Below are 25,401 nucleotides of genomic sequence, written 5' to 3'. Positions count from 1 at the left end.
CAGCGGAGCCGATCGCTTCTTTCACTCAAGGGAATTTCTTTGCCCCAGGGAATGGTGACCGCTGGGAAGCCACCAAGATACTGTTTAATTTCTCAGCCCATTGCGATCGGGCATCCTATTTTCTAATAGCCCAAGCATAACGGGTTTTGTCCAAAAACCTTGGCTTAGGAGTTTTGGGCCACGATTTCGAAGCTAATCCTTCGACGCTGCGGATCAGCATGAACGAGCTTCACGGTCGCCAGTGAACCTGGTTCGGCTGTGCCGGTGAAGCTGGCTGTCACGGGCAAATCCACCAGCTGGAGCTGCCCTTCGAAAGCCTTGCCCTGGCCGTTGCCCTGTCCTTGCAAGATGATGGCGTGGAACTGCTCGCCGACTCGGCTTTGCAGGACATAGGCTTCCATGAGATCCAATGAAGCGCGGTTGACTCGATTAGCGGCGGCGGAGCTTTCGCGCATCAGGGCTGGCAATTGCTCCAAAGCGGATTTCAGCTCATCGGGGATGCTTTCGCCGGTGGTCAGCAAATGGCAGGTGAGCAACACGAATCGGTCAACCAGGCGGCGTAGCGGGGCGGTGGTGTGCGCGTAGGGTGCGGCCAGCGCGGCCTGGATCATTTCCGCCTCGGGCTGTCCATTGATGACGTGGTAGTCGGCCCCGCGGAACAAGGAAGCGGCGCGATGCATGATGACCAGTTGCTTTGGATCGCTGACATCCAAGGCATGAAGATACTGGCCGTAGCTGATCCCTTCATCCCATGGTTGCCCCAGCAGCTGCGTTTGAGCACGGAACTCCTGCAGGCTTTGCTCTTCGGGCTGCGGCATGGTCCGAAGGATTCCCACCCCGGAGTCGAGCATCAGGCGTGCCGCGGCAATTCCGGTGAGCAGGGAGATCTGGGCATTATGATCTTCCAGCGGCAGGGGCACCCGGCTGACCAACCGATAGCCGTCGCCGTCTGGCTCGATTTCCTGGTCTGGAAGATTCAGCGAGGCTCCGCCACGCAGCCTTTCCTGCTCAATTCGCAATGCGCCGATTTCGGCCAGCAGTGCAAGCTGTTCATCTTTGGATCCGCCATCGAGCTGTTGCTGCGCCGTGGCGTAGTCCAGCTGGGCGCGAGACTTGATCCGCACGCGCTTCAGCTCCACGGCGCCTAGCGCGCCCTGCTGGTCAAGGGAGATTTTCCAGTGGAAGGCCGGACGGATCTGTTCGGGCAGCAGGGAACCTTGGTCCTCCGAGATCAACGGCGGGTGAAGGGTGATCTTGCGATGCGGGAGGTAGTAGGTTTGTCCTCGGTCGCGGGCTACCTGGTCCAGTGCACCACCGAGTTCAACAAAGGCCGGCACATCGGCGATCGCATAGTTGACGATGTAGCCATCGCCGGTCTTTTCCAGATACATCGCCTGATCCAAATCGGTGGCGCCTTCTGGATCTATAGTGAAAAACGGGATCCCCGTGGCATCTTCGGCGGGCAAGACCAGATTCGCCACCGCGGCCTCGGCCGCAGCAAGGGTTGCCTCGTCGAAGGGCGCGGGCACCTCGAATTCTTTTTCGAGTCCCAGCAGGAGCTGGGCCAAGTCGCTGGCTGGTACTGGGCGGGGGCTGCGGATTCGTCGATCGGTCACCCTTTAGCACTACCACAGTTGCGTGAACCAAATCACCATTGAGACAAAGAATGGCTGGTTTCCCACTGAAGGGAAGCCAGCCATATCTTGCAGGCACTGGAAGCCTGCCGTGGTGCAAATGCTACTGCGCGAAGCCCACGCGGCGGACCTCTTCTGGGCCAATCTCGACGTATGCGATCCCAGCAGATGGAATCAATACTTCGCGGCCCTTGGGGTCCTTGAGCGCCAGGCTTGTTCCATCGGCGATGGCCTTTGAAACCAGATCGTTGACTTCTGCGTTGCTGAGCTCGGATTCAAGTACAACTTCGCGGGCTACATTCTGAATGCCAATCCGGATTTCCATGATTGTCGCTGATCCTCTCGAAAGAATTAGGTGTCCCGTATGGGTTCCCTGAAGACTAATTTAGCTATGTTTCTTTGGGGAACTGCGAAATTCCGCGCCAAGCTAAACGCGAAATCAGATCAACGGCTGTGGACTGGTCTACTTCTTCGTCGGTGGACGCCCAATAACGTGCCGAAACCTGGCTCAGCCCGGCTAGTGCCCGGCCGGCCAACAGGCCCTCGGCTTCACTCATGTCGGTGTCTTGAACAACAACTCGGGCGATGGAGGTGGCCAGGGCATTGTTGAATTTCTCGATGCGCCCCGCAATCAAGGCATCGGAGAGAACATCGGATTCAAAAATCAGGCGGTACGCCTGGGATTCGCCCTTGATGTAGCTGTAGTAGGTGTTGATGGTGGCAAAGACGCGCTGGCGGTTGTCGGTGGTTGATTCGATCGCTTCATCGAGCTGCCGGCTGAAGTCGGCAAGGTGCGAGTCAAGCAACGCCAGATACAGTTCACGCTTGCCGGGGAAGTGCTGATAGAGCACCGGCTTGGAGACGAGAGCGACTTCAGCGATTTCATCCATGGACGCACGGTGGTAGCCATGGGCAACAAAAACCTGGTGCGCGGCTTGCAGGAGTTGACGGCGCCGGGCTTCGCGCGGCATCCGCTGTGAACGGGCACCTTTGATATTTTCAAGTTCCGTCATGTCGAATCCGGCCTTTCCACCTGCTAGGCAATCAACTCCCACGTCCAACTCGAACTTTGCGGGAAGCGATCTAGTTGAAAGTAGTATTCCATGCTTTGACTTGGAATGCGGAACTGAAAATCAATCCTCGTGTACCAGTTACGCGGATTTTGATTCGGAGTTCACCGGGCAGCTGGCTGCCAGGGCCGAGGCGTGCTCCTGGACTGGCAGTGCAGCGGGTTCCGTGGCCGCCGGCTCGGAGAAATCCAAGCCATAGAGGGTTTCGAGGGCTGCAACATATTCACCGGTGCGGCCTTCGCCGGCCAATTCCCGCGCACGTATCGTTGGGACGTGCAAGAGCTGGCGGACCATGCGGCGCATGGCCAGTTCGACTTCTTCCGCGGCTGCGGTGCAGCCGTGTTGCGCACGCACCTTGGCGATCTCCGCATCAAGTACCGTCTTGGTGTGCTGGCGCAAGGCAACAATAGCGAAATCGGCTTCGCGCTCGCGCTGGGCGGCGGCGAACTCTGCGGTGGCCTTCTTGACGATTCGACTTGCTGCATGCACGGCCATGGCCTGTTCGGTCGGTGCCGCCATGCGGACCGATTCAAGGGTGATCAGCTCGGCATCAGGCAATTCAACCAAAGTCGGATCAAAATCGTGGGTCAAGGCCATGTCGATGGCGATCAGCGGGTGGTTCTTCACGCGCAGCTCTTCGAGCTCGGCCCGCGACAGCTGGTGTCCGCCTCCGGAGCAGCCAACGATGACATCTGCTTCACGCAGTGCCTGGGGCAAAAGCTCGTCGGAGAGCGGGAAGCCGCCGCGCTTGGCGGTGAAGTCCGCGGCGCGGCCGGAGTGCGAGTACACAGAAATGCGCTTGACGCCGCGTTCCTTGAGCAGTGCCATGGTGGCCCCCGCGTAGGAGCCGGTGCCAAAGAGCACAACATCCTGTTCGGACCACTCGCGGTCGCCGGCCATCAGCTCTTCGGCAAGATCGAGAGCGACCGATACAACGGATTTGCCCTGCATTCCCAGGTCGGTGTTCGAGCCGACGTCTTTGGCAGCTCGGGTGGCGTTCTGGAAGAGGCGGGTCAGGTTGCTGGTGGTGGTTTTTTCCTGCTGTGCCTGGGTCAGCGCGCGGCGGACCTGCCCGGCAATTTCGCGTTCTCCGACCACTGCCGAATCCAGGCCGGCACCCACCGAGAAAAGGTGCTCGATGACTGGTTCGCCTTCGAGGGTGGTCAGCCGGCGAGCCAGGAAGTCGGGGGAGAGGTCGGTGTGCTGCGCCAGCGTCGCCACCAGATGATCGGCGGCGTCATCGGCTTGCTCGACATCCGCGTACACCTCGAAACGGTTGCAGGTGGCAAGGACGACGGCACCATTGATGGCCGCCGAGCCGTTAACGGAGGCAGCTGCCAGCCCGTCGGCCGAGGCGCTGATTTGCGCGACGGTCTCAAGATCGAGCTGCGAATGCGAAGCGACAAGAGATAAGAAAACCACAGTGCCCCTAGAATAAGCCGGATCGGGAAGCCAAACAACGCAGGTTTGCCTAAATTCGGGCTCCCGCACTGGGTTAGGTTGCTCACCTTCGGCTTCAGGCGAACGTCCTGAATGAGCATTTAAACTCAAGAGTTGGCAGAATTGGAACATGACCCTGTCGCAGAACCATCCGATGCTTGATGGACGTACCCGAGATTCCGCTTTGATCCAGGCTTTGACCGGCAAAACGCCGTCGCATCACCCCGTGTGGTTCATGCGCCAGGCTGGCCGTTCACTGCCTGAGTACATGAAGCTGCGCGAAGGCGTGAGCATGCTGGATTCCTGCCTGGATCCGGCCATGGCCAGCGAAATCACCTTGCAGCCAGTGCGCCGCCACAAGGTTGATGCCGGGATCTTCTTCTCCGACATTGTCATCCCGCTGCGCTTGGCAGGGATCGGCGTGGACATCGTTCCCGGTGTGGGTCCGGTGCTTGACACCCCGATTCGCACCGCAGAACAGGTGGCGGCCCTGCCAGAGCTCACCGACGCGTCGCTGGAACCAATCCGCGAAGCGGTGAAGCTCACCGTCGCCGAACTGGGAAAGACCCCATTGATCGGCTTCGCCGGCGCGCCGTTTACCGTGGCCGCCTACATGGTCGAAGGCAAGCCAAGCCGCGACCACCTGGGCCCGCGCACCATGATGCACAGCGAGCCCGAAGTGTGGGATGGGCTGATGAAATGGGCCGCCAAGGCCTCGGGCCTGTTCCTGCGCGCGCAGGTTGAAGCCGGTGCTTCCGCCGCCCAGCTCTTCGACTCCTGGGCTGGCTCGCTGTCGCTGCCGGATTACGAAAAATATGTTGCCCCCTATTCTTCCCTGGCACTGGACCACGTGCGGGACCTGGGAGTGCCGATGATCCACTTTGGCACCGGGACCGGGGAACTGCTGAGCGCGATGCGCGATATCGGCGTGGACACCGTGGGCGTGGACTACCGCATTCCGCTGCAGACCGCCATCGGCCGGCTTGGCCAGGAGGTGTCGGTGCAGGGCAACATCGACCCGGCGCTGCTCACCGCACCATGGGAGGTCCTCGAAGCCCATGTGCGTGAAGTGGTTGAGGCTGGCAAGCAGGCTCGCGGACATGTGGTGAATCTGGGACATGGTGTTCCTCCGACCACGGATCCGACGGTGCTGACCAAAGTGGTCGAGCTCATTCACTCGCTGTAATTCATCGGGTCTAAGCTGGAAGCAATGCCTTGGGCGAGCCTGTCAACGCCCTGCCCAAGACTCCGGCCGCAAAGTGTGAAGGTAAAGGTGCTAAGTACGTGAGCAAGGAATCAACGCCCGCAGCAGCTGCGCGTCGGGACAAGGCAGCAGAAGCGCCGGCCCATGCTTTGCGCTTGCTCGAAAAGGTGCGTAAGGCCAGCGAAGCCCGGCATGCCAAGCAGGTCCACCACGGCGAAAAGCCGGCCCAAGCCCCGCACGCGGTCATCATTGGCGGCGGCATTGCCGGGCTGGTCGCGGCCCGAGATCTGCGCCAGAGCGGTCATGAAGTAACCGTCCTGGAAGCTGGCAACAGCTTTGGCGGATGCCTGCGCACTACCGAAGTGGCCGGCTTGACGGTAGATGCGGGTGCTGAATCCTTTGCCCTGCGCCAGGGGACCGTGGCCAGCTACCTCGATGAGCTGGATCTGTCACCGCGGATTGCCAAGACTTCTGGCCAGCCAGCATGGATGATCCAGGACGGCCAGGACGGGATTCTCGCGCATCCGATGCCGGCAACGGCCCTGATGGGCATACCCGCTGATGTCCGCAGCGACGAGGTGCGCAATATTATCGGCCGTGCCGCCACGGTGCGTGCCGCAGCCGACCTGATTACGCCAATGAACAAGAAGTGGGCCACCGAAAAGCTTTCCGTGGCCGAGGTGGTTCGCACCCGCATGGGGCAGGCGGTCCTGGACCAGCTGGTGGCCCCGGTGGTCAATGGCGTCTACTCCACCGACCCGGCGAAGATTTCAATTGATGCCGCGGCCCCGGGGCTGCGCCAGGCCATGCTGGAAACCGGATCGCTGGCCAAGGCGGTGGCCGCGCTGCAGGCTTCCGCTCCGGCCGGCTCGCGCGTTGGCGGGCTTGACGGCGGCATGTACACCATGGTCCAGGCGCTGGTGCAGCAGCTGGAGGAGGACGGGGCCGCACTGGTCCGGAACTCGCCGGTCACCGCGATCAGCTACGACGCGCAGGCCCAGGTTCCCTATGCGCTCAGCAGCCTCGGCCAGGAGATCCGCGCCGACCGCGTAGTGATCGCCACCCCGGCGGCCGGGGCCCTGGAACTGCTCAACCCGCTGCTGGCAGACAAGGAGCGGATCAGCAGCGACAACGCGCCGAACGCTATTGCCCTGGCCATTTTGGTGGTGGACAAGCCGGAGCTGGACGACGCGCCGCGCGGCTCGGGCGTGCTGGTCTCCAAGCAGGCGCCGCTGGCCGCCAAGGCGCTGACCCACTCCACGGCGAAGTGGCCATGGCTGGCCGATGAGGCAGGACCCGGAACCCACGTCCTGCGCCTGTCCTTCGGACGGATCGGCGAGCAGGATCCCGTGGTGGATTCCGGTGATGACCAGCAGCTGATCGAATTGGCAATCAAAGACGCTTCAAAGATTCTCGGTGTTCAATTGCATCGGGATGATGTCCTGGGCAGCGCCGTCTCGCGCTTCAGCGATATGGTGCCGCTGCAAGGCGAAGCCGCCATGGAACGCCGGAAGCAACTGGAACAGGCGCTTGCCCCCTTTGACGGGCTTGATGTGGTTGGCGCCTGGATTTCGGGCACCGGCCTGGCGCGGGTGATCGGCCAGGCACGCCGCGCCGTGGCCATCAGCGCTCGCTGAGAACTTAGCAAACAACTGTGGATGTCCACATCCAATTTCAGATTCCCAGATCAAGGAGAACATCACGTGAGCAACGCACCTGAGCACAATTCGCCGGTTATGAATGAACGGGCGAATGCCGGGGAGAACCCGACCTTCTTCTACACGCTCTGGACCATTTTCAAGCGCTCCGAAATGATCGATCGCAGCGAAGAGGCCGCCACCGAGTTCGACGCCCTGATCGAGCAGCTGGCCGCCGAGGGCGCCACCGTGCGTGGCATCTATGATGTCTCGGCCATGCGCGAGGATGCCGACATCATGGTGTGGGTCCACGGGCCTTCGGCGCAGCTGCTGCAGGCCTCGATGCGCCAGATCCGCCGTTCGGCGCTGCTGGAAGGCACCCAGATCGCCTACTCGACCATGGCGGTGCACCGCGAAGCCGAGTTCGCCAAGAACCACTCGCCGGCCTTCGCCCGGGGCATCCGCGCCAAGGAATGGATGACCGTCTACCCGTTCGTCCGCTCCACCGACTGGTACACCATGGATCCTGCGGAGCGCGGAAAGATGCTTCGCGACCACGGCATCCTGGGCCGCGAGTTCCCGAACGTCTTGGCCAATACCGTGGCCGCCTTCTCCTTCGGCGACTACGAGTGGCAGATCTGCCTGGAGGCTGACGACATGATCGACCTGGTCGACATGATGCGCCACCTGCGCTACACCGAGGCCCGCCACCACGTGCGCGAAGAAACCCCGTTCTACACCGGACGCCGCATTTCGGCCGCCGAGGCGCTTGAGGTACTGAAGTGAGCCAGTCCTTCGATCCGCGCGAGGGCTACGACCAGAACGGCCGGATGGCCCCCAAGGCGTACGATGCCCTGCTGCTGGCCTCATTTGGCGGCCCTGAAGGACAGGACGACGTCCTGCCCTTCCTGCGCAATGTCACCGGCGGACGCGGCATCCCCGATGAACGCCTCGAAGAGGTCGCGGTGCACTACCGCAAGAATGGCGGCTTCTCGCCAATCAATGAGCAGAATCGCGAGCTGAAGTCCGCGCTGGAAACCGAATTGGCAGCACGCGGCATCAACTTGCCGATCTACTGGGGCAACCGCAACTGGCACCCCTTCGTCAATGACACCCTGCAGCAGCTGGCCGACGATGGCCACCGCAAGGTGCTGATGCTGGGCACCGGTGCCTACTCCGGCTATTCGGCCTGCCGCCAATACCGCGAAGACTTGGGCATGGGCCTTCTGGCCACCGGCCTGGACCGCGAAGTCGAAGTCGACAAGCTGCGCCAGTTCTTTGACACCCCGGCCTTTGTCCAGCCGTTTGTCGAGGGGCTTCGCAGCTCCCTGGCGTCGGTTCGCGCCCAGCTCGAGCAGGCCGGAAAAGCCGGGGGCGCGATCAAGATCGTTTTTGTCACCCACTCGATCCCGCTGGGCGATGCCAACGCCGCCGGTCCGCAGGAGATCCGCGAGACCCTGGGCGAAAACCTCTACACCGCCCAGCACCGCGCGGTGGCCCGATACATCCTGTCCCAGGTGGATGAAGCTGCCGGACTGGAGCATTCGCTGGTGTACCAGTCGCGTTCGGGCGCGCCGCACACTCCTTGGCTGGAACCGGATATCAACGACGCCCTGGAAGCCGATGCCGCCGCTGGCGTGGCCGGCGTTGTGGTGGTGCCCATTGGCTTCATCTCCGATCACATGGAAGTGCTGTGGGACCTGGATACCGAAGCCAAGGACAGCTGCGCGGAACTGGGCCTGGCCTTTGACCGGGTGGCAACCCCTGGCACGCATGCGGCCTTCGTCTCCGGCCTGGTTGATTTGATCGAGGAACGCCTGCTCGGCGCCGACGGCAAGGCACTGCGCGAGGGGCGCCAATCCGTTGTCGAAGGCGGGCCGTGGTTCGATGTGTGCCGACCGGGATGCTGCGAAAAGCGGGCCCTGGACGGAACGCTGCGGCCAACTATTGCAGCTGTCGACTCGGAAGTGGGAGTGCCCCAGCCATGAGCGCAACTTTCAAGGTGGGAACCCGCGGCAGCGCGCTGGCCACCACGCAAACCGGCTGGGCAGCCCAGAAGCTGTCCGAAATTTCCGGGCTGGGCGTGGAAACCGTACTGGTGAAAACCGAAGGCGATGTGGTCACCGGATCGCTGGCCAGCCTCGGCGGGACCGGCGTCTTTGCCGCGGCGCTGCGCCAGCACCTTCTGGACTCAGGCTGCGATTTGGCGGTCCATTCCCTGAAGGACCTGCCGACCGCGCAGCCCGAGGGCTTGGTGCTTTCCTGCATCCCCGCGCGTGAAGATGTGCGCGACGCGCTGTGCTCGCACGACGGGCTTGGCCTCGATGAATTGCCGCAGGGCGCCAAGGTGGGCACCGGCTCGCCGCGCCGCGGGGCACAGCTGCTGGCTCATCGCCCGGACCTGCAGATCGTGGATATCCGGGGCAATGTGCCTACCAGGCTGGGCCGGGTCAAGGGGATCGGCGAAACCCTGGATGACGGCAGCGTCGGACGCGGCACCCAGGGGGACCTGGACGCCGTCATCCTTGCCGCGGCCGGAATGCGCCGGCTGGGCCTGGAAAAGTACATCACCGAATACCTCGATCCCTCGATCATGCTCCCGGCGCCGGGCCAAGGCGCCCTGGCGCTGGAAACTCGCACCGCGGGCTCCGGCCATGGAGCACTGGACCAGGCGCTGGCGGCCTTCGACGATGAGGCTACGCGCCTGCAGGTGGTGGCCGAGCGCTCGCTGCTCTCCACCCTGGAGGCAGGCTGTGCGGCACCGATCGGCGCCTTGGCGCACCTGGATGGGGGAGAGCTGGTGCTGGAAGCCGTGGCGTGCAATCCCGATGGCTCCCAGACCATGCGCCGAAGCGCGCGCACTGCCGCCGCCGGCATCGCCTCCGCCCAGCAATTGGGCCGCGACCTGGCTCGTGCCATGATCGCCGATGGCGCGGCCGTGATCGCCGGATTGGCCTAGATCATTTGACCATGGCCTATCACGCATTGATCCTGCGCAACCCGGCGCGAGCTGAGGCCACCGTGCACGAGTTCGGCAAGCTGGGCATCACTTCGTGGTGTGCCCAGCTGATCGAAACCATCTGGCCGCGGGACCGCGAAGCCCTGGATCGCATGGCAACCCGGCTTGTCGGCGGGCAGTACTCGTGGCTGGTGCTGACCTCGGTGAGCACCGTGCAGGTGCTCGGGCAGCTACTGACCGGACGGCCTCTGCCACCGCAGTTGCGCATCGCCTCGGTGGGTGAAAAAACCAGCCAGGCCATTGCCGCCACGCTGGGCCGGAAGGCCGATGTCCAGCCGCAACTGCAATCGGCCGCCGGAATGCTGCAGCAGTGGCATCCCGAGCCGGGCGCGCGCATTTGCTATCCGCATGGCGACCTGGCCAGTCCCGCCTTGGCTGACGGGCTGGCCAGGCAGCCGGTCACGGTGGATGAAGTGATCGCCTACCAGAATGTCAATGCCCCCGCATCCGGCACTGTGCTGGATGGCTCCACGGCCAAGGGGGCACTGAACATCCTGCCGCCCGGGGCCATTGGCGGGAAACTGGTTGAGATGGACCTGGTCGTCTTCTCGGCGCCCAGCGTAGCCCGGCGCTTTACCCAGCTGGCCGGCGACCGGCTGCCGCCCAGCGTGCACACCATCGCGATCGGTGCGCCCACTGCCAAGGCCATGGCAGAAGTAGGCCTGCCGGTGCATGCGATCGCCGCAGAACCAACCCCGCAGGGCCTGGCCCGCGCGGCCAAGGATTTGCTTCAGCTCGACGGCATTGCCGCAGCTGAAGAGACCAAGTAGTCACGAGAGAAAGAAGAGCCATGGGTTTCCCCCAGCATCGACCACGCCGGTTGCGGCAGAATCCAGCTATCCGCCGCCTGGTCGCAGAAAATGAGCTGTCGGCACGCCAGCTGATCCTTCCCGCCTTCGTGCGCGAGGGGCTGAGCCGGCCCAACGAGATCACCTCCATGCCAGGGGTCTTCCAGCACTCCATGGACTCGCTCAAGGCCGCTGCCAATGATGCTGCGCAACGCGGCCTGGGCGGCATCATGCTCTTTGGCATTCCCGAGGAACGCGACGAAACCGGTTCCGCCGGCCTGGACCCGCAAGGCATCCTGAACCAGGGGATCAAAGCCGTGCGCGAAGAGGTTGGCGATGAACTGGTCGTCATGTCCGACGTGTGCCTGGACGAATTCACTTCCCACGGGCACTGCGGCGTGCTCGATGCCAACGGCGCCGTGGATAATGACGCGACCCTGGAAATCTACGGCCAGATGGCCGTGGCCCAGGCTGAAGCCGGGGCCCACATGCTCGGCCCCTCGGGCATGATGGATGGCCAGATCGGTGTCATCCGCCAGGCGCTGGATGCCGCAGGACGCCAGGACGTTTCGCTGCTGGCCTACAGCGCCAAGTACGCCAGCGCGTTCTACGGCCCATTCCGCGAAGCCGTGGATTCCCAGCTGCAGGGGGACCGCCGGACCTACCAGATGGATGCGGCCAACCGCAGCGAAGCGGTGATCGAAGCCGAATTGGATATTTCCGAGGGCGCCGACATGATCATGGTGAAGCCGGCAATGAGCTACCTGGACATCGTGCGGGACATGGCCGAGTTCTCCCCGGTACCGGTGTCCGCCTACCAGATTTCCGGCGAGTACTCGATGATCGAAGCGGCCAGCGCCAACGGATGGATTGACCGCAGGTCCTCCGTCCTTGAATCGCTGTTGTCCATCAAGCGGGCCGGTGCCCAGCAAATCCTCACATACTACGCAGCCGAAGTTGCCGGCTGGCTCAAGGAAGGTAAGTAAGACTGATGTCGAACTCTGAACAGCTCTTTGCCGAGGCCCGCGAGGTCATGCCCGGCGGCGTTAACTCCCCGGTACGCGCCTTCGGTTCTGTCGGCGGCGTTCCGCCATTCATGGTGGGGGCCAAGGGCGCCTACCTGACCGATGCCGACGGCAAGGAATATGTCGATCTGGTCTGCTCCTGGGGTCCGGCGCTGCTGGGCCATGCCCACCCGGAAATCCAGGCTGCCGTGCATGCCGCGGTAGATCGCGGCCTGTCCTTCGGAGCTTCCACGCCGGATGAGGCCAAGCTCGGCCAGCTGATCAAATCCCGCATGGGCGGTGTGGATCGAGTCCGCATGGTCTCCACCGGTACCGAAGCCACCATGACCGCTGTGCGCTTGGCTCGCGGCTACACCGGCCGCGACCTGATCATCAAGTTCTCCGGCTGCTACCACGGCCACCTTGATGGGCTGCTGGCTGATGCCGGTTCGGGTGTTGCCACCCTGGCATTGCCTGGTTCTGCAGGTGTCACCGCGGCCACGGCCGCCGAGACCTTGGTGCTGCCGTACAACGACCGTGCAGCCATCGAGGCCGCCTTCGCCGAGCATGGTGCCAACATTGCCGCAGTGATCACCGAGTCGGCCCCGTGCAACATGGGCGTAGTCACTCCAGAAGAGGGCTTTAACAAGTTCTTGAAGGAGACGACCAGCAAGCACGGCGCGCTGCTGATCCTCGATGAGGTGCTCACCGGCTTCCGTGCATCATCCTCCGGCTACTGGGGCCTGACTGGCAAGGTCGAGGACTGGACCGCAGATTTGTACACCTTCGGCAAGGTGATTGGCGGCGGCCTGCCAACGGCTGCCCTGGGCGGCCGCGCAGAGGTCATGGATTACCTGGCGCCACTGGGCCCGGTTTACCAGGCTGGTACCCTGTCCGGCAACCCGGTAGCGATGGCTGCCGGTATCGCCCAGCTGACCCATGCTACCGAAGACGTCTACGCCCACTTGGGGAAGCAGTCCGAGGCATTGCAGGCAGCGATCACCGAGTCCTTCAACGCAGCAGGCCTGGACCACTCCATCCAGCGTGCTGGCACCTTGTTCTCGGTGGCCTTCGGCACCTCCGCGAAGGGCGTGCACAACTACGCCGATGCGCAGGCGCAGGAAGGGTTCCGCTACGCTCCGTTCTTCCACTCCATGCTTGACTCCGGCATTTACCTGCCACCGAGCGTATTCGAGGCATGGTTCGTCTCTGCAGCGCACGATGATGCCGCGATGGAGAAGATCTTCGCCGCACTGCCTGCAGCCGCCAAGGCCGCAGCTGCTGCCAAGGCCTAAGCGCCATTACGCCCGGGGGCGGTGGGCACCAACTGATCATGGTGCCCACTGCCCCCGGTTTTTTTATGCCTTGCATCCACCGATGTACAACCCGGCACCAAACGAAACTGCCCGAGATCCATATGGATCTCGGGCAGTTGACAGTCGTGGCCCTGGGAGGACTGACAGGATTAGAACGCTGGGATGACGCTTCCGTCGGTCCAGGTCTTCTCGATGTAGGCGCGAACCTCATCCGAGTGCAGCAGCTCGTCAAGCTTCTTGATTGCTGGGGTCTCTTCGCCCTCGCGCCAGGTCAGGAAGTTGGCGTTAGGGTTGTTGTCGCCAGATTCCTGAGCCAGGATTTCGTCCTTGTTCAGCTTGGCCTGGACGATGAAATTGCCGTTGATCACGGCCACGCCGATGGAGTCGTCGCTCTTGTAGTACTGGACTACCTGCTCTGCGTTGGCATCCTTGAGCTTCAGGGACAGAGGGTTCTTGTCCTTGTCGTCCTGGACGGTGAGGATGGAATCATCGTCGGCAATGTTCTTCAGCAGGCCAGCGGCTTCCAGAACGCGCATGCCGCGGATCTGGTTCACTGGGTCGTTGTTCAGCAGAACCGTGGTGCCCTCGGTGACGTCCTTTGGATCCTTGAAGGTCTTCGAGAAGGCGGTCATCGGCTCCACGTGGATACCAGCGCCGTGCGCGAACTTGTAGCCCTTTTCCTCGGTTTCGGTCTTCAGGTAGGCCTCGGTCTGGAAGTAGTTGGCGTCCAGGGTGCCCTCATTGAGCGAGGTGTTCGGGGTGACATAGTCGTCGATTTCCACGACGTCCAGGTCGATACCGGCATCCTTGGCCAGGTTCTCGTCAATGTAGTTCAGGATGTCGGACTGCGGGACGGGGCTGGCGCCGACCTTGATGGTGACCGGGTTTGCCGGGTCCAAAGTTGCAGTGGCGTCTGCCGATGGGTCGCTGCTGCCGCAGGCGGTCAGCGCGAACGCAGTGGCGATGCCGGTGATTGCAAGTGCGAGCTTTTTGCGCATAGCTTGTCTTCCTTTGGTTTCGAGCCGTGGGGCACGGTTGCGAGTGAGGTTTGCCGTGTCATGACATATTCCACGGCTCCACCGGCAGGACCGGTGGAAATCTAGAGTTGCCTTAGCGGTGGTCGACCTTGCGGGCAATGGCATCGCCGATGATCTGGACCAGTTGCACCAATACGACAATGATGATGATCGTCGCGAGCATGATCGGCATGTTGTAGCGGGTGTAGCCGTAGGTGTAGGCCATGCGGCCCAGGCCGCCACCACCCACCAGGCCGGCCATCGCGGAATAGCCGATCAGCGTCACCACGGTGGTGGTAACGGCGGCAATGATGCCGGGCATGGCCTCAGGCACGAGCACCTTGCGGATGGTCTGCATCTTGGTGGAACCCATGACCAATGCCGCATCAACCTTGCCAGTGGAGACATCGCGCAGTGCGGTCTCAACGAGGCGGGCGAAGAACGGGATGGTGCCGATGGTCAGCGAGACCGAGGCCGCAATGGGCCCCAGCGAAGCTCCAACCACCATCGCGGAGAACGGGATCAGGGCAACCATCAGAATGGCGAACGGTATCGAACGGGTGATGTTGACGATGATTGCTGAAAGCACGACGTTGAGCCAGCGGATGGGGGTCAGCCCGCCCTTGTCGGTGACGTGCAGCAGGATGCCCAGGATCAAGCCGATGACAACAGTGATAATTCCAGAGATGACTACCATCTGCAGGGTTTCAACTGTGGCGGTGCCCATGGCCTTGAGAACTGTTGGAGTGAAGAAATCCATGATCTACTTGGCTCCCTTCACGGTCACTGCGATTCCGGTGGAGGACAAGTGATTCACGATAGCTTCCAAATCAGCGTCCGCGGTCAGTTGCAGACGCAGGTGTGCATACTGCTGCTCACCTAGTTGTTCGACGGATCCGGCCAGGACGTTGACATCAGTGTTGAACTTGCGGGCCAAGGAGGATATCACTGGCTCGGTTGCCTGCTGGCCGGTGTAGAGCAGATCAAGGATCGGGCCTGAGCCTTCAGCGCGGGGCGCGTCGCCAGGAAGCGGAAGCAAAGTCGAAGCCAGGCGTCCCGAAGCGTTGGTAATGACGGCTTCGATGTCGCCATGCTCGACGATCTTTCCGCCTTCCAGCAGGGAAACGGAGTCGCAGGCCTGCTTCACCACGTGCATTTCGTGGGTGATGATCAGCACCGTGATGTTCAGGCGATCACGCAGCTTCTTGACCAGTTCAAGAATTTCGTCCGTGGTTTTCGGATCGAGAGCACTGGTTGGCTCGTCGCACAGCAAAACATCCGGATCGGTGGTCAGTGCGCGGGCGATGCCAACACGTTGACGCTGACCGCCGGAAAGCTGTGAAGGGTACGCCTTGGCGAACTGTGAGAGGCCAACTAGTTCCAATAGCTCAGCGACCTTGCTGGCAACCTGGTCCTTCGGGGTGCCAACCAATTCCAACGGGTAGGCAACGTTCTGCTCGGTCGTGCGCGAATCAAAAAGATTAGCGTGCTGGAACACCATGCCGATGCGACGACGAGCGTTGCGCAGCTCCTCGGAGCTGACATTAGTCAGTTCTTTTCCGTTGACGGATACGGTGCCGGAAGTCGGTTGGTCAAGCAAGGTCAAGCAACGAACAAGGGTGGACTTGCCAGCCCCGGAATGTCCGACGATGCCATGAATTTTCCCGGTGGGGACTTCAAGACTGACACCATCAAGAGCAACAACATCCTTGCTGCCCTGCTGGTAGACCTTGCGCAGGTCACTGACTGTGATCACTAGGCGTGTTCCTTTAGTTCTCATTGGGTACAGAGAGTACCCTCCATTGAACCATTATCGAACAAAATCGCCCGAATGGGTGTGAAAACCGGGTTAAAATTCTTAGCTGGGAGTCATCAAGCTGTCCGGCTCGAAGATTATTCTTCGAATTGTGACAGAACATGAACTATTGACTTCCGCGGAATCTCGCATCAGGGACCAGCCGAGTTGTGATATCAGGCACAGAGCCTTGCGTGCCTGTGACTTACGCCTCCATGATCGGCCATGCGCCGTCAACAACGGCATCTGGTTTCGTTTTCCGAAGGTAAGTTTGGAAGCTTTCAGCCTGCTCGCGCGCCCAGCCAATCTGCCAACCATGAAGTACTTGAGGATCCACCTGCAACTGCGGGTAGCGCTCTCCGATTTGCCGAGCGACGGCCACGCAGGCGATGGCATCGGCCAAGGAAGTATGCGCGTTTTCTAGGACGACGCCATAGAACTCGCACGCCGCCGCCAAGGTGCGCTTGCCTTTGCGGAACTTGTCGACCTGCTTGTCGATGATGAAGGGATCAATGACATTGCCCGGGAAGAACGGCGGCAGGTCGTACCTGAGTGCCTCGTGATAGAGCACTGAAAAATCGTAGGATGCGTTAAAAGCCACGATGGGCGATTGCTCAGAAGCGAACATCAGCAGCTGCAGAATTTCTTGAACCGACTGCTTGGCCGGGGCGCCCTCTGTTCTGGCCTTCTCGGTGGAGATCCCGTGCACTGCGGTAGCCGCCTCAGGAATCTCAACTTCCGGATTGACCAGCCACTCGCGGCGATTAACCACATTGCCTTGTTCGTCAAGCAGCACAACTGATGCGGTCACGATACGTGCAGTGGTGGTGTCGACGCCGGTAGTTTCCAAGTCAAAGCCAATTGCGAGGCCCTTGTGCCATTCATTCATGGGTACAACGCTACAGGCAGATCAAGATACTGCCACGGCCAGACGCGCCCGTTGTGGATCAAGGCCTGCTCCTTGGCAGAATAGGACCATGACAGATGCTGCAGCGCCAAGCCAGCTCGATTACGTTCAGGCCGTATATCAACTTGCCCAGCTGATTCCACCAGGTGCCGTGCTCAGCTATGGCGACATCGCCGAGCTCCTGGGCAGCGGCGGACCACGCCAGGTAGGCAAAGCCATGTCCGCTGCACTCAGCGGAACTCCCTGGTGGCGCGTGTTGCGGGCCGACGGAAATATTGCTGAACCGCTCCGTCCAAGAGCCAGCGAGCACTGGGATAGCGAACAACTCGCACAACCGGGTCGACGAGTAGACATGAAGAAGCTCCGCTGGAACCCCACGCCGTCGCAGTGGGAGAAAATCGATATCCTCAGGCTGTCACTGGGCAACCCCAAAATGTCCGAATTGGATGATCAACTATAACCATGGATGAAACGCGATATGAGGCACGGTCGGATGCGCAGGACATCGTGGATCAGCTTCAGACGATAAGTGGCCCGGTGCTTGTTGCCGGTGCGCCAGGAACCGGCAAGACGAATGCCCTCATCAACACGGCCGTCGCGCACCTGGACGCCGGACTGGATCCGCAGTCGCTGTTGATTATTGCCCCCACGCGCTTGACCGCCGCCTCCATTCGCGATGACTTGAGCCGCCGCGCCGAACGAACTTTCACCGAACCCGTCGTGCGCACCTGGTCCGCCTACGCTTTTGACCTCATCCGCCGAGCTCGCGTAGAAGGGCTCTTGCCGTTCCTGGAAAGGCCGCCGCGGCTGCTGTCCGGGCCGGAGCAAGACACGCTCATCGGGAACCTGCTCGAAGGGCACGCCACGGGCCTGACCACTGGTCCGCAGTGGCCCAGCGAATTGGAATTGGCTATAGAAACTCGTGGTTTCCGCAAGGAGATCCGAGAATTCTTTGACCGTGTTTCCGAGCTGGGACTGGAACCAGCCGATATCGAGCAGCGTGGAGAAGAAGCTGCCAGGCCTGAATGGGTTGCCGCCGCCCATTTCTACCAGGAGTACCGCGACCTGCTGGACCTTGGCAGCGCGGAAGCCTTTGACCCTGCCGGGCTCATTACCCGTGCCGCCGAATTGCTTGAAGAGCACCCGGACTTCCTCCACGCCGAACAGGACCGTCTAGCCCTGGTCCTCGTTGATGATCTTCAAGAAGCAACGCTGTCACAACACCGGCTCTTGGCTCTCTTGGCCAAAGACCGGCCCCTGGTCGCTTTCGCCGCACCGGATAGCGTGGTTCAGGGATTCCGAGGCGCCCGTACCGACGAACTGCATCGCTTCGCCCAGAATTACACGAGCACCACCGAAGCCACCTTTCTTGAACTGGCCCATGGCTACCGGATGCCGCCACAGATCACCAAAGCGTGGGAACGGATCGTGCAACGAGTTCCTTTGGCCGCGGGACTGCGGGGAAGAACACTTGAGCCGCGCCAGGCGGGCAATGATGACGCATGCCAGGCACTCGCTTTTGAGAATTCAACGCTAGAAGAACGATTCATCGCCCAGCGCATCGTCCAGTTGAGCCTCTTTGAAAACCGGAGCCTTTCAGATATAGCCATCGTGGTTCGCAACGGATCACAGGTTCGTTCCTACAGCCGATTCCTTGAAGGGCAGGGGATCGCCGTGCAAGTGCCACCGGCTGAAATCCCGCTCAAAGACGAGGGCGCCGTTCGCCCGCTGCTGGACCTTCTGGAATTGTCCTTCAACAACTCGGCAGCTGATGACCCGCTGCTGATGCAGAATCTGCTCCTATCCCGCTACGGCATGAGCACAGCACTGGAAATCCGGCGCTTGCGCCAGCTTTTGCGCCAGCATGAGGCGGCCCAAGGCGGCCGCCGCTCCAGCCAGGAACTTCTTGAAACTTGCCTGCGGGAACCCGAGCTGGCTCAAGACCTTGGCAAGCCGGCCTTTGGGCTGCAACGCCTGCTGAAAATGTATGGAGCCCTGAATTCCGAGCTTGCCAGTGGCACTGCTACCCCCGAGACCGCGCTCTGGGCCATGTGGGAAGCCTCCGGCCGGGCCCAAGCCTGGCGCGAGGAAGCGCTAGGCGCCGGAACGTCTGCGCGCCGGGCCGATCATGACTTGGATGCGGTGCTCTCGCTGTTCCAAGCGGCTGAACGCTTTGTTGACCAGCTGCCAGGTGCCAGCGTGCCCCAATTCATCGAGCACATTCTGAATCAGGACTTGCCGATGGACTCCCTGGCCACCCGTGCCGCCGGCGGGCATATGGTGACCGTGCTGACCACGGCAGCTGCCGCAGGCAAGGAATGGCCCATCGTGTTCATTCCCGGTTTGCAAGAGGGAGCGTGGCCCAATCTGCGCTTGCGCGGCGAACTGCTGGGCTCCAACGCGCTAGCTGACGTTGTCGAGCACGGCATCGGATTCCTGGCCACGCGCACGCCAACTCATCTGGTGCGCCAGATCAGGAACGACGAGCTGCGCAGTTTCAGCAACGCGGTGTCGCGAGCTTCCGAACAGCTGATCTGCACCGCAGTCGATAATGAAGACAGCCAGCCCTCGTCATTCCTGGACCTAGTTGATCCGCCCGGGCCCGAGGGCCGGGCAACTACTGCGGTGCCGCGCATACGCTCCTTGCCAACCCTTGTGGCGCAGCTGCGCAATACCGCCGAATCAAGCAAAGCCGCCCAGCTTGGCACCACCCCGGTTGCCGAGGGATCCGACCCCGTCGGGCAGTATCGCGACGCGGTCAATGTCCTGGCCCAGCTGGCCACGTCACAGCAACCGGTGCGCGGTGCCCATCCGGAGCAGTGGTGGGGTTTGCTCCCGTTGTCTTCTACCGCACCGGTGGTCCCCGAGGACCAGCCACGACGAGTTTCGCCGTCAAAGGTCGAGACGCTGGTCAAGTCCCCGCTGAATTGGTTTGTGCAAAGCGCCGGCGGCACGGCCGCGCATGACTTCGCAGCTTCCTTGGGCACACTGATTCACTCCATAGCAGAAGAGCACCCTGAAGCCAGCGGTTCCGAGTACCAGCGGATCCTGGAGCAGCGCTGGCCGGAACTGGAGAAATTGGATAACTGGGAAGGGCAGCGCGACTTCGACCGGGCGACCCTGATGCTCAAGAAGTTCGCCCAATACTGCATCGCCATGAGGCAAGAAGGCCGCGAACTGGTTGCCCGCGAAATGCCCTTCCAAATCGAGGTTCCCACCCCTGATGGATCTCAGGTCCAGCTGCGAGGCATTATTGACCGGGTCGAGGTCGACGCCAATGGCAGGGTCACCGTGGTGGACCTCAAAACAGGTTCCATGGCGCCAAGCAAAAGCGACACGCTGGAGCACCCCCAGCTGGGCGTCTACCAAACAGCCATCCAGCTAGGGGCGCTGCAAGAGAACCCGGACACCGCCGGACTTTCCGATCAGCCCGCCGGGGCATCGCTGGTCTACGTTGGCACCAATACCAAAAGCCCCACGATCAGGGAGCAACCGTCCCTGGCCGAGGACGACTGGGCGAAAACCCTCATTCTGGAGGCTGCCAGCCTCATGGGGCATAGCGAATTCATTACCCGCCACGTTGCGGGTTCCTCGGGGATTCTGGGCAACTGCACCTTGCCGGAAATCTGCCCACTTTGCGCCGAAGGACGACAGGTCACCGAACCATGAGCAGCATCAAATACAGCCCGCAAGAACTCTCGATAGCCCTGGGCGAGAAGTTCCCGCCCACCGAGCAGCAAGCCGAGATTGTTGCCGCTCCACTCGAGCCGATGCTCGTAATCGCCGGCGCCGGCTCTGGCAAAACCAAAACCATGGCGGACAAGGTCGTCTGGCTGGTAGCCAACCAGCTGGTGCGCCCCGAGCAGATCCTCGGCGTGACCTTTACCCGCAAGGCCGCCGGGGAGCTGTCGCTGCGAATCCGGGCCAAGATCGCACAACTGGTGGCCACCGGGCTGCTGAGCGAAGAGGACACCCGCGACTTCCTCGACCCAGCGGTGTCCACCTATCACTCCTATGCCAACACCCTGGTCCAGGACTACGGGCTTCGGCTCGGCCTGGAGGAAGACAGTGCCCTGCTCGGCGCGGCCCAATCGTGGCAGCTGGGGCATTCGGTACTGGAGAAATACACGGGGGACTACCAGCACCTCAACAGCGCGAGCAGCACCCTCATCGACGCCATCGTCTCCTTCAGCTCCGAAGCATCCGAGCACCTGGCCGCTGTCCCCGAAGCACATCAATGGATCGACGACCTGGTCCTGAAATTGCGGGCACTGCCCATGGATGCGGAGAAGGACAAGGCTCCCACGCAAGCAGCGCTGAAACTCATCGACAAGCTTGCCTCGAGGGCAACCATCGCCGAACTTGCCGAGGAATACGGGCGCGAGAAAAAGCGATTGGGAGTCATGGACTACGGCGACCTCGTCGCCCACGCCGCCAGGATCGCACAGGAAGTCCCTGCGGCCGCGCTCGCCGAACGCGCCAGCCACCAGGTGGTCTTGCTCGACGAATTCCAAGACACCTCCCATGCCCAGATGGTGTTGTTCTCCAAGCTCTATGGCCAAGGCCATCCGGTGACCGCGGTCGGCGATCCGAACCAATCGATCTACGGGTTCCGCGGGGCCAGTGCAGGCCAGCTGTTCAGGTTCCCGGAAACCTTCCCCATCGTCCGCGGCGAACAGCGCGAGATCGCCCACGTTAAGCACCTGACGATAGCCTGGCGCAATACCGTGAACGTGCTTGCCGCTGCCAACCAGATCACCGCCGGGGGAGCGGCCCATTCGGGGCCGGTCACCGTTAAGCCGCTGGAACCCTCCGCTTTCGCCCAGCCGGGACGCGTGGTGCTCAACCGCTGTGCAACGGTTCGCCAGGAAGCCGAGGCCATCGCGGACTTGATTGCCGCCGAGCAGCGGAACGATCCGCAGGCCGCGAAAACCAGCGCCGTGCTCTCGCGCAACCGCAGCCAGTTGAGCATCATGGGCGAGGTTCTTTCCGAGCGCGGCATGCGCTACCAGCTGGTGGGCCTATCCGGGCTGCTGAGCACTGCGGAGGTGGCCGATCTTGTTGCTTGCCTGCACGTGCTGGTGGATCCACTTCGATCAGACAAGCTGATGCGCCTGCTCTCCGGAGCACGATGGCGCATCGGCACTGCCGATCTCGCGGCATTCGCCGACTGGTCCCGCCAGCTCGAACGGCGTCGCTCCCATGGGCTTAATTCGAAGGCAGCCGCGGCCGATGGCGGCCTTGACGCTGAAGCCGTCGAATCGGCCCGAGCAGAACTCAATGACGCGGCCAGCCTTATTGAAGCACTGGACTTCTTGCCCTCCGAGGGCTGGAGCAGCTCCGATGGCCGAAGCCTGAGTGCAGAGGCCCGGCGCCGGCTCACAGTGCTCAAAGACGAGCTGGCCAGCCTGAGGCTCATGGCCAATGATGATCTGGAAACGCTGATCCGCGAAGTTGAACGGTCCATGAATCTCGATATCGAGGTTGCTGTTCGGCCCTGGGTGGACCGCGATGCCTCGCGAGCCAACCTTGATGCCTTTGCCGACGTCGCCCGCGAGTATTGCCGCAACGCTCCGCGCGTTGAGCTGGCCGGCTTCCTGATGTGGCTGGAGCAGGCGGCCGAAAAGGAAAAGGGCTTGCCGCTTCCCAGCGAGGATGCTGATCCAGAAGCCGTGCAGCTGCTGACGGTCCACGCTTCAAAGGGCCTGGAGTGGGACACCGTCGCCGTCATGTCATTAAACGACGGGGTATTCCCCGGCGCGCAGTCCGACCGATGGACCAGCGGCGACAAGGCCCTTCCTTGGCCTTTGCGCGGCGACGCAAAAGATCTGCCGCAGTGGGACACCGACCAGCCAGCGCTCAAGGAGCTATTGGAAGCCGAATCCCTGTTCAAGGATCACGTCGAGGACCACCACATTGCCGAGGAACGCCGATTGGCGTACGTTGCGGTCACGCGTGCCAAATCGCTGCTCATTTGCAGCAGCAGCATCTGGACCGCCACGCGAAGCAAACCCACCGAGGCTTCCGAGTTCTTCTCCGCGCTGCTGCCGCTGGCCCAGGGCCCTGGGGCAAAAGCTGAAATTGGACTCTGGGTAGAAGACGACGAGGCGCCAGAGCAGAACCCCAACCGGCTGACTCCTCTGGAAGCCTTGTGGCCCTACGACCCGCTGGAGGGCCCGCGGATCACTGGAGCAATCAAAAACAAGGAACTTGCGTATTCGCGACGCGCAGTGATCCAGGAAATCGCCGACGATGTGCTCAGCGCAGACCCCGGCAGCCAGCCGATAACCCCCGAAGGCCAGCAATGGGCGGAAGAAGCGCACAAGCTTCTCGCCCAGCGTGCCTTCCTCGGCAATCGCGAACGAGCCGTTGAAGCACCAGAACATGTGCGTGCTTCGCTATTTGTCGAATTGGCTGAGGACCCGGTGTCGGTACTGGAGAATCTTCGCCGTCCGGTGCCAAGGCGGCCTGGACTTGCTGCGCGACGCGGCACGGCCTTCCACGCGTGGATTGAGGAATTCTACGAAAAGACCTCGATGCTGGATCTGGGCGATCTTGTTGAGCCGGCCGACAGCTATCTTGATGAAGCCCTGGACCTGGAATCAATGAAGGAAGCATTCCTGGCCAGCGAATGGGCCCAGTTGCAACCAGCCTATGTGGAAGTTCCGTTGGAAACGCGCGTCGGCCCGGTGGCAGTGCGAGGCAGGATCGATGCAGTCTTCCAGATGGACGATGGCACATGGCTGCTGCTTGACTGGAAGACTGGACGAGTCCCTCATGGCAAGGACTTGAAGAGCAAGCTTGTCCAGCTTGCGGTGTACCGGTTGGGATGGTCCCGGCTGCACTCAATTGCGCTGGAAGACATCAAGGCAGCTTTCTATTATGTTGCTGCCGGCGTGACGATTCGTGCGGAGCACCTGTCGGATGAAGCCGAGCTGGAGCAGATGATATCGAGCGCCTTCGAACAGCTGGAAAGCTGAGGCAGCTGGCGCCACAAAGCAACCCGGAGGGTTACTTTGTGGCGCCGTCCTGGTCTTCCTTGCGTTTCGCTGTGCCGGCTTCAGCCTTCGAGGCACTCGGCTCTTCTTGAGGCTTGTGAACGGGCGGCTTTTCGCCGGACTCGATGTTCGACTCGACCTTGGGCTTGGTGTCTTCTGCGCCTTTGCCTGCATGCGGAGCCGGCGAAGGCTCCACGTCATCGTCCGCGCCCTTGGCTGGCGCTTCGGGGCCCGCAGCCACAGCAGATGGCGAATTGCCCGAATCCGTTGCCTGGTCCGACAAGGCAGTGACCTTTGCCGTATTAATCCGGGGTGCGGTCGAACCCGCCGATGGAAGCGGGGCGGGCTTCGGTGCTACGGGAGTTTCCTTGTCCGCGTCGGATGGCTTGGGCCCTGGTGCGCTGCTCTGCGGAGCCAGGGGACGTGGCGCCTCGACGACTGACAGAGGCTGCCCGCCGAACTCGGCAATATTGTGGTCAAGCTCTTGGAGCATCTCATCAGCTTCGGCGATGCGCTGTGGATCCTTGGAGTCAAGCGACTTGACGAGCCACTGCGCCAGAGCGAATTCTGCGGCCAGCGCGGCACGGCGCATGATGTGTGGATCGGCGGCCTTGCCGCGGGCTTCGACATACGATTCAAAAACACGGTCCGTGAACTTCTGGTCTTCGATAGACGAGAGCCAGGCAAAATCATCTGCCGGGTCGCCAACATGCAAGTCGGTCCATCCCTTAACGGCAGTAATGCTTGAGTGAGAAATTTGCAGCTGCTCTTCATCGAAGTCGCCGTGCACTACGGATGCGTTAAACCGCCACAGCGCAACATCTTCCATGGCGTGCTCCCAGCGGCGCAACAGCCTGCTGGGCACCTTGCCGGTAGCCGCCGCGGTATCGAGTTCATTGAGCTTGCGCTGGCGTACTTCATCTGCGGTGTAGGTCGGCAGGCCGGCCACTTCCACAGCTTCATCTGGGATCTGGTGAATGGCCGCCATGCACTGGCCCAGCGCCTTGGCCAAGTTGCTGCCCTCGTCAACCAGCTCATCCAAGGCAGGAACGTGTCCTGGCATGTCCTTGTACACGAAGGTACGCAGTGAGCCCTGGCGGACAGTTCCCGCTACCGATGGAAGAGCAAATGGCAGCGAGGCCCGCACTTTGGCCGAGAACGCGCGCAGGGCGGAAAGCTCCGCTTCCAATCGCATGCTTGCCTCATCGTGCCGCGGCGAGCGAACACGCCACCGGTGCTTGAGGGCGTCGACAATTAGTGCTGAATCAAAATCTTCTGCGTCGTCTGACAATGCCGCAAAACCAACCGGAGCTAATCCGGGTACGGCGGCGGTGGCAATTGCGGCGAGTTCCATGGCAGAGCGTTTCACATGTTCCACCGTATGCGAGATCGTGACCTTAGAGGCTGAATGACGCACAGAATATGGTGGGATTCACCGGCAATGTTCAGGCTTGACGTGAAAATTCGCCGAACGTGGCTATCCACACCCGGTTTGAAACAGGAGAGCGATGGGGCAAGTGCACTAAGTTAGAAGTATGGCTTTGGCAGAGAACTATCAAACTCCAATCACGGG

20 protein-coding genes are annotated in these 25,401 nt (G+C 61.7%); 11 read left to right on the top strand and 9 right to left on the bottom strand.

Features of this window, described 5'->3' with window-relative positions; genetic code table 11:
* Positions 1 to 164: 164 nt before the first annotated feature.
* From AOZ07_RS11060 to AOZ07_RS11045, 4 genes are all read right to left on the bottom strand, one after another.
* The gene (locus tag AOZ07_RS11060) at positions 165 to 1,616 is read right to left on the bottom strand and encodes an RNB domain-containing ribonuclease (protein ID WP_060702044.1); all 1,452 of its coding nucleotides are present in this window, start codon (positions 1,614 to 1,616) and stop codon (positions 165 to 167) included.
* Positions 1,617 to 1,737: 121 nt separating this feature from the next.
* On the bottom strand, positions 1,738 to 1,959 hold the full coding sequence (locus AOZ07_RS11055; protein ID WP_022873951.1) for a DUF3107 domain-containing protein: 222 nt from the start codon (positions 1,957 to 1,959) through the stop codon (positions 1,738 to 1,740).
* Between the two features lie 64 nt (positions 1,960 to 2,023).
* The gene (locus tag AOZ07_RS11050) at positions 2,024 to 2,647 is read right to left on the bottom strand and encodes a TetR/AcrR family transcriptional regulator (protein WP_060702043.1); all 624 of its coding nucleotides are present in this window, start codon (positions 2,645 to 2,647) and stop codon (positions 2,024 to 2,026) included.
* A gap of 138 nt (positions 2,648 to 2,785) precedes the next feature.
* Positions 2,786 to 4,126, bottom strand: a complete 1,341-nt coding sequence (locus AOZ07_RS11045) for a glutamyl-tRNA reductase (RefSeq protein WP_060702042.1) — start codon at positions 4,124 to 4,126, stop codon at positions 2,786 to 2,788.
* A gap of 148 nt (positions 4,127 to 4,274) precedes the next feature.
* Here AOZ07_RS11045 and hemE point away from each other — a divergent pair, with 148 nt between their 5' ends.
* The 8 genes from hemE (at position 4,275) to hemL (ending at position 13,091) form a co-directional block, all read left to right on the top strand.
* A complete protein-coding gene (gene hemE, locus AOZ07_RS11040; RefSeq protein WP_060702041.1) occupies positions 4,275 to 5,330 on the top strand; it encodes a uroporphyrinogen decarboxylase in 1,056 nt (351 codons plus the stop codon).
* A 98-nt stretch (positions 5,331 to 5,428) separates the two neighbouring features.
* Positions 5,429 to 6,985 (top strand): protoporphyrinogen oxidase, encoded by a 1,557-nt coding sequence (hemG, locus tag AOZ07_RS11035; protein WP_194943649.1) that lies wholly within the window; start codon positions 5,429 to 5,431, stop codon positions 6,983 to 6,985.
* Between the two features lie 99 nt (positions 6,986 to 7,084).
* Entirely contained in the window at positions 7,085 to 7,771 is a 687-nt protein-coding gene (hemQ, locus tag AOZ07_RS11030) for a hydrogen peroxide-dependent heme synthase (protein ID WP_060703421.1), read from the top strand.
* Positions 7,768 to 8,973, top strand: coding sequence for a ferrochelatase (locus AOZ07_RS11025; protein WP_084793220.1), 1,206 nt, complete (start codon positions 7,768 to 7,770; stop codon positions 8,971 to 8,973). The genes hemQ and AOZ07_RS11025 overlap by 4 nt, the downstream gene beginning before the upstream one ends.
* On the top strand, positions 8,970 to 9,944 hold the full coding sequence (gene hemC, locus AOZ07_RS11020; RefSeq protein WP_060702040.1) for a hydroxymethylbilane synthase: 975 nt from the start codon (positions 8,970 to 8,972) through the stop codon (positions 9,942 to 9,944). The genes AOZ07_RS11025 and hemC overlap by 4 nt, the downstream gene beginning before the upstream one ends.
* A gap of 11 nt (positions 9,945 to 9,955) precedes the next feature.
* On the top strand, positions 9,956 to 10,774 hold the full coding sequence (locus AOZ07_RS11015; protein WP_060702039.1) for a uroporphyrinogen-III synthase: 819 nt from the start codon (positions 9,956 to 9,958) through the stop codon (positions 10,772 to 10,774).
* A gap of 20 nt (positions 10,775 to 10,794) precedes the next feature.
* Complete coding sequence (gene hemB, locus AOZ07_RS11010; protein ID WP_060702038.1) at positions 10,795 to 11,778, top strand: porphobilinogen synthase; 984 nt, start codon at positions 10,795 to 10,797, stop codon at positions 11,776 to 11,778.
* 5 nt (positions 11,779 to 11,783) lie between these two features.
* Positions 11,784 to 13,091 (top strand): glutamate-1-semialdehyde 2,1-aminomutase, encoded by a 1,308-nt coding sequence (gene hemL, locus AOZ07_RS11005; RefSeq protein ID WP_060702037.1) that lies wholly within the window; start codon positions 11,784 to 11,786, stop codon positions 13,089 to 13,091.
* 170 nt (positions 13,092 to 13,261) lie between these two features.
* Here hemL and AOZ07_RS11000 read toward each other — a convergent pair whose 3' ends face one another.
* From AOZ07_RS11000 to AOZ07_RS10985, 4 genes are all read right to left on the bottom strand, one after another.
* Positions 13,262 to 14,110 carry a MetQ/NlpA family ABC transporter substrate-binding protein gene (locus tag AOZ07_RS11000; RefSeq protein WP_060702036.1) on the bottom strand — a complete coding sequence of 283 codons (849 nt, stop codon included), beginning with the start codon at positions 14,108 to 14,110 and terminating at the stop codon, positions 13,262 to 13,264.
* Positions 14,111 to 14,222: 112 nt separating this feature from the next.
* A complete protein-coding gene (locus tag AOZ07_RS10995; protein WP_060702035.1) occupies positions 14,223 to 14,888 on the bottom strand; it encodes a methionine ABC transporter permease in 666 nt (221 codons plus the stop codon).
* Between the two features lie 3 nt (positions 14,889 to 14,891).
* Positions 14,892 to 15,884 carry a methionine ABC transporter ATP-binding protein gene (locus AOZ07_RS10990; RefSeq protein ID WP_060702034.1) on the bottom strand — a complete coding sequence of 331 codons (993 nt, stop codon included), beginning with the start codon at positions 15,882 to 15,884 and terminating at the stop codon, positions 14,892 to 14,894.
* 244 nt (positions 15,885 to 16,128) lie between these two features.
* A complete protein-coding gene (locus AOZ07_RS10985; RefSeq protein ID WP_060702033.1) occupies positions 16,129 to 16,812 on the bottom strand; it encodes a 3'-5' exonuclease in 684 nt (227 codons plus the stop codon).
* A gap of 88 nt (positions 16,813 to 16,900) precedes the next feature.
* Between AOZ07_RS10985 and AOZ07_RS10980 the strand changes: the two genes are divergently transcribed.
* From AOZ07_RS10980 to AOZ07_RS10970, 3 genes are read left to right on the top strand one after another with little or no spacing between them, the layout of a single operon-like run.
* A complete protein-coding gene (locus AOZ07_RS10980) occupies positions 16,901 to 17,290 on the top strand; it encodes an MGMT family protein (protein ID WP_075972486.1) in 390 nt (129 codons plus the stop codon).
* Positions 17,291 to 17,292: 2 nt separating this feature from the next.
* A complete protein-coding gene (locus tag AOZ07_RS10975; protein ID WP_236995174.1) occupies positions 17,293 to 20,499 on the top strand; it encodes an ATP-dependent helicase in 3,207 nt (1,068 codons plus the stop codon).
* Entirely contained in the window at positions 20,496 to 23,810 is a 3,315-nt protein-coding gene (locus AOZ07_RS10970; RefSeq protein WP_060702031.1) for an ATP-dependent helicase, read from the top strand. Before AOZ07_RS10975 ends, AOZ07_RS10970 begins: the two co-directional genes overlap by 4 nt.
* Positions 23,811 to 23,841: 31 nt before the next feature.
* On the opposite strand, the gene AOZ07_RS10965 is transcribed toward AOZ07_RS10970, so the two are convergent.
* Positions 23,842 to 25,182: a phosphotransferase gene (locus AOZ07_RS10965; RefSeq protein WP_236995173.1), complete on the bottom strand. Its 1,341-nt coding sequence runs from the start codon at positions 25,180 to 25,182 to the stop codon at positions 23,842 to 23,844.
* Between the last annotated feature and the right edge of the window lie 219 nt (positions 25,183 to 25,401).

This window comes from Glutamicibacter halophytocola (assembly GCF_001302565.1).
Classification (GTDB): domain Bacteria; phylum Actinomycetota; class Actinomycetes; order Actinomycetales; family Micrococcaceae; genus Glutamicibacter; species Glutamicibacter halophytocola.
This window is presented reverse-complemented; position numbering and strand designations above follow the sequence as displayed.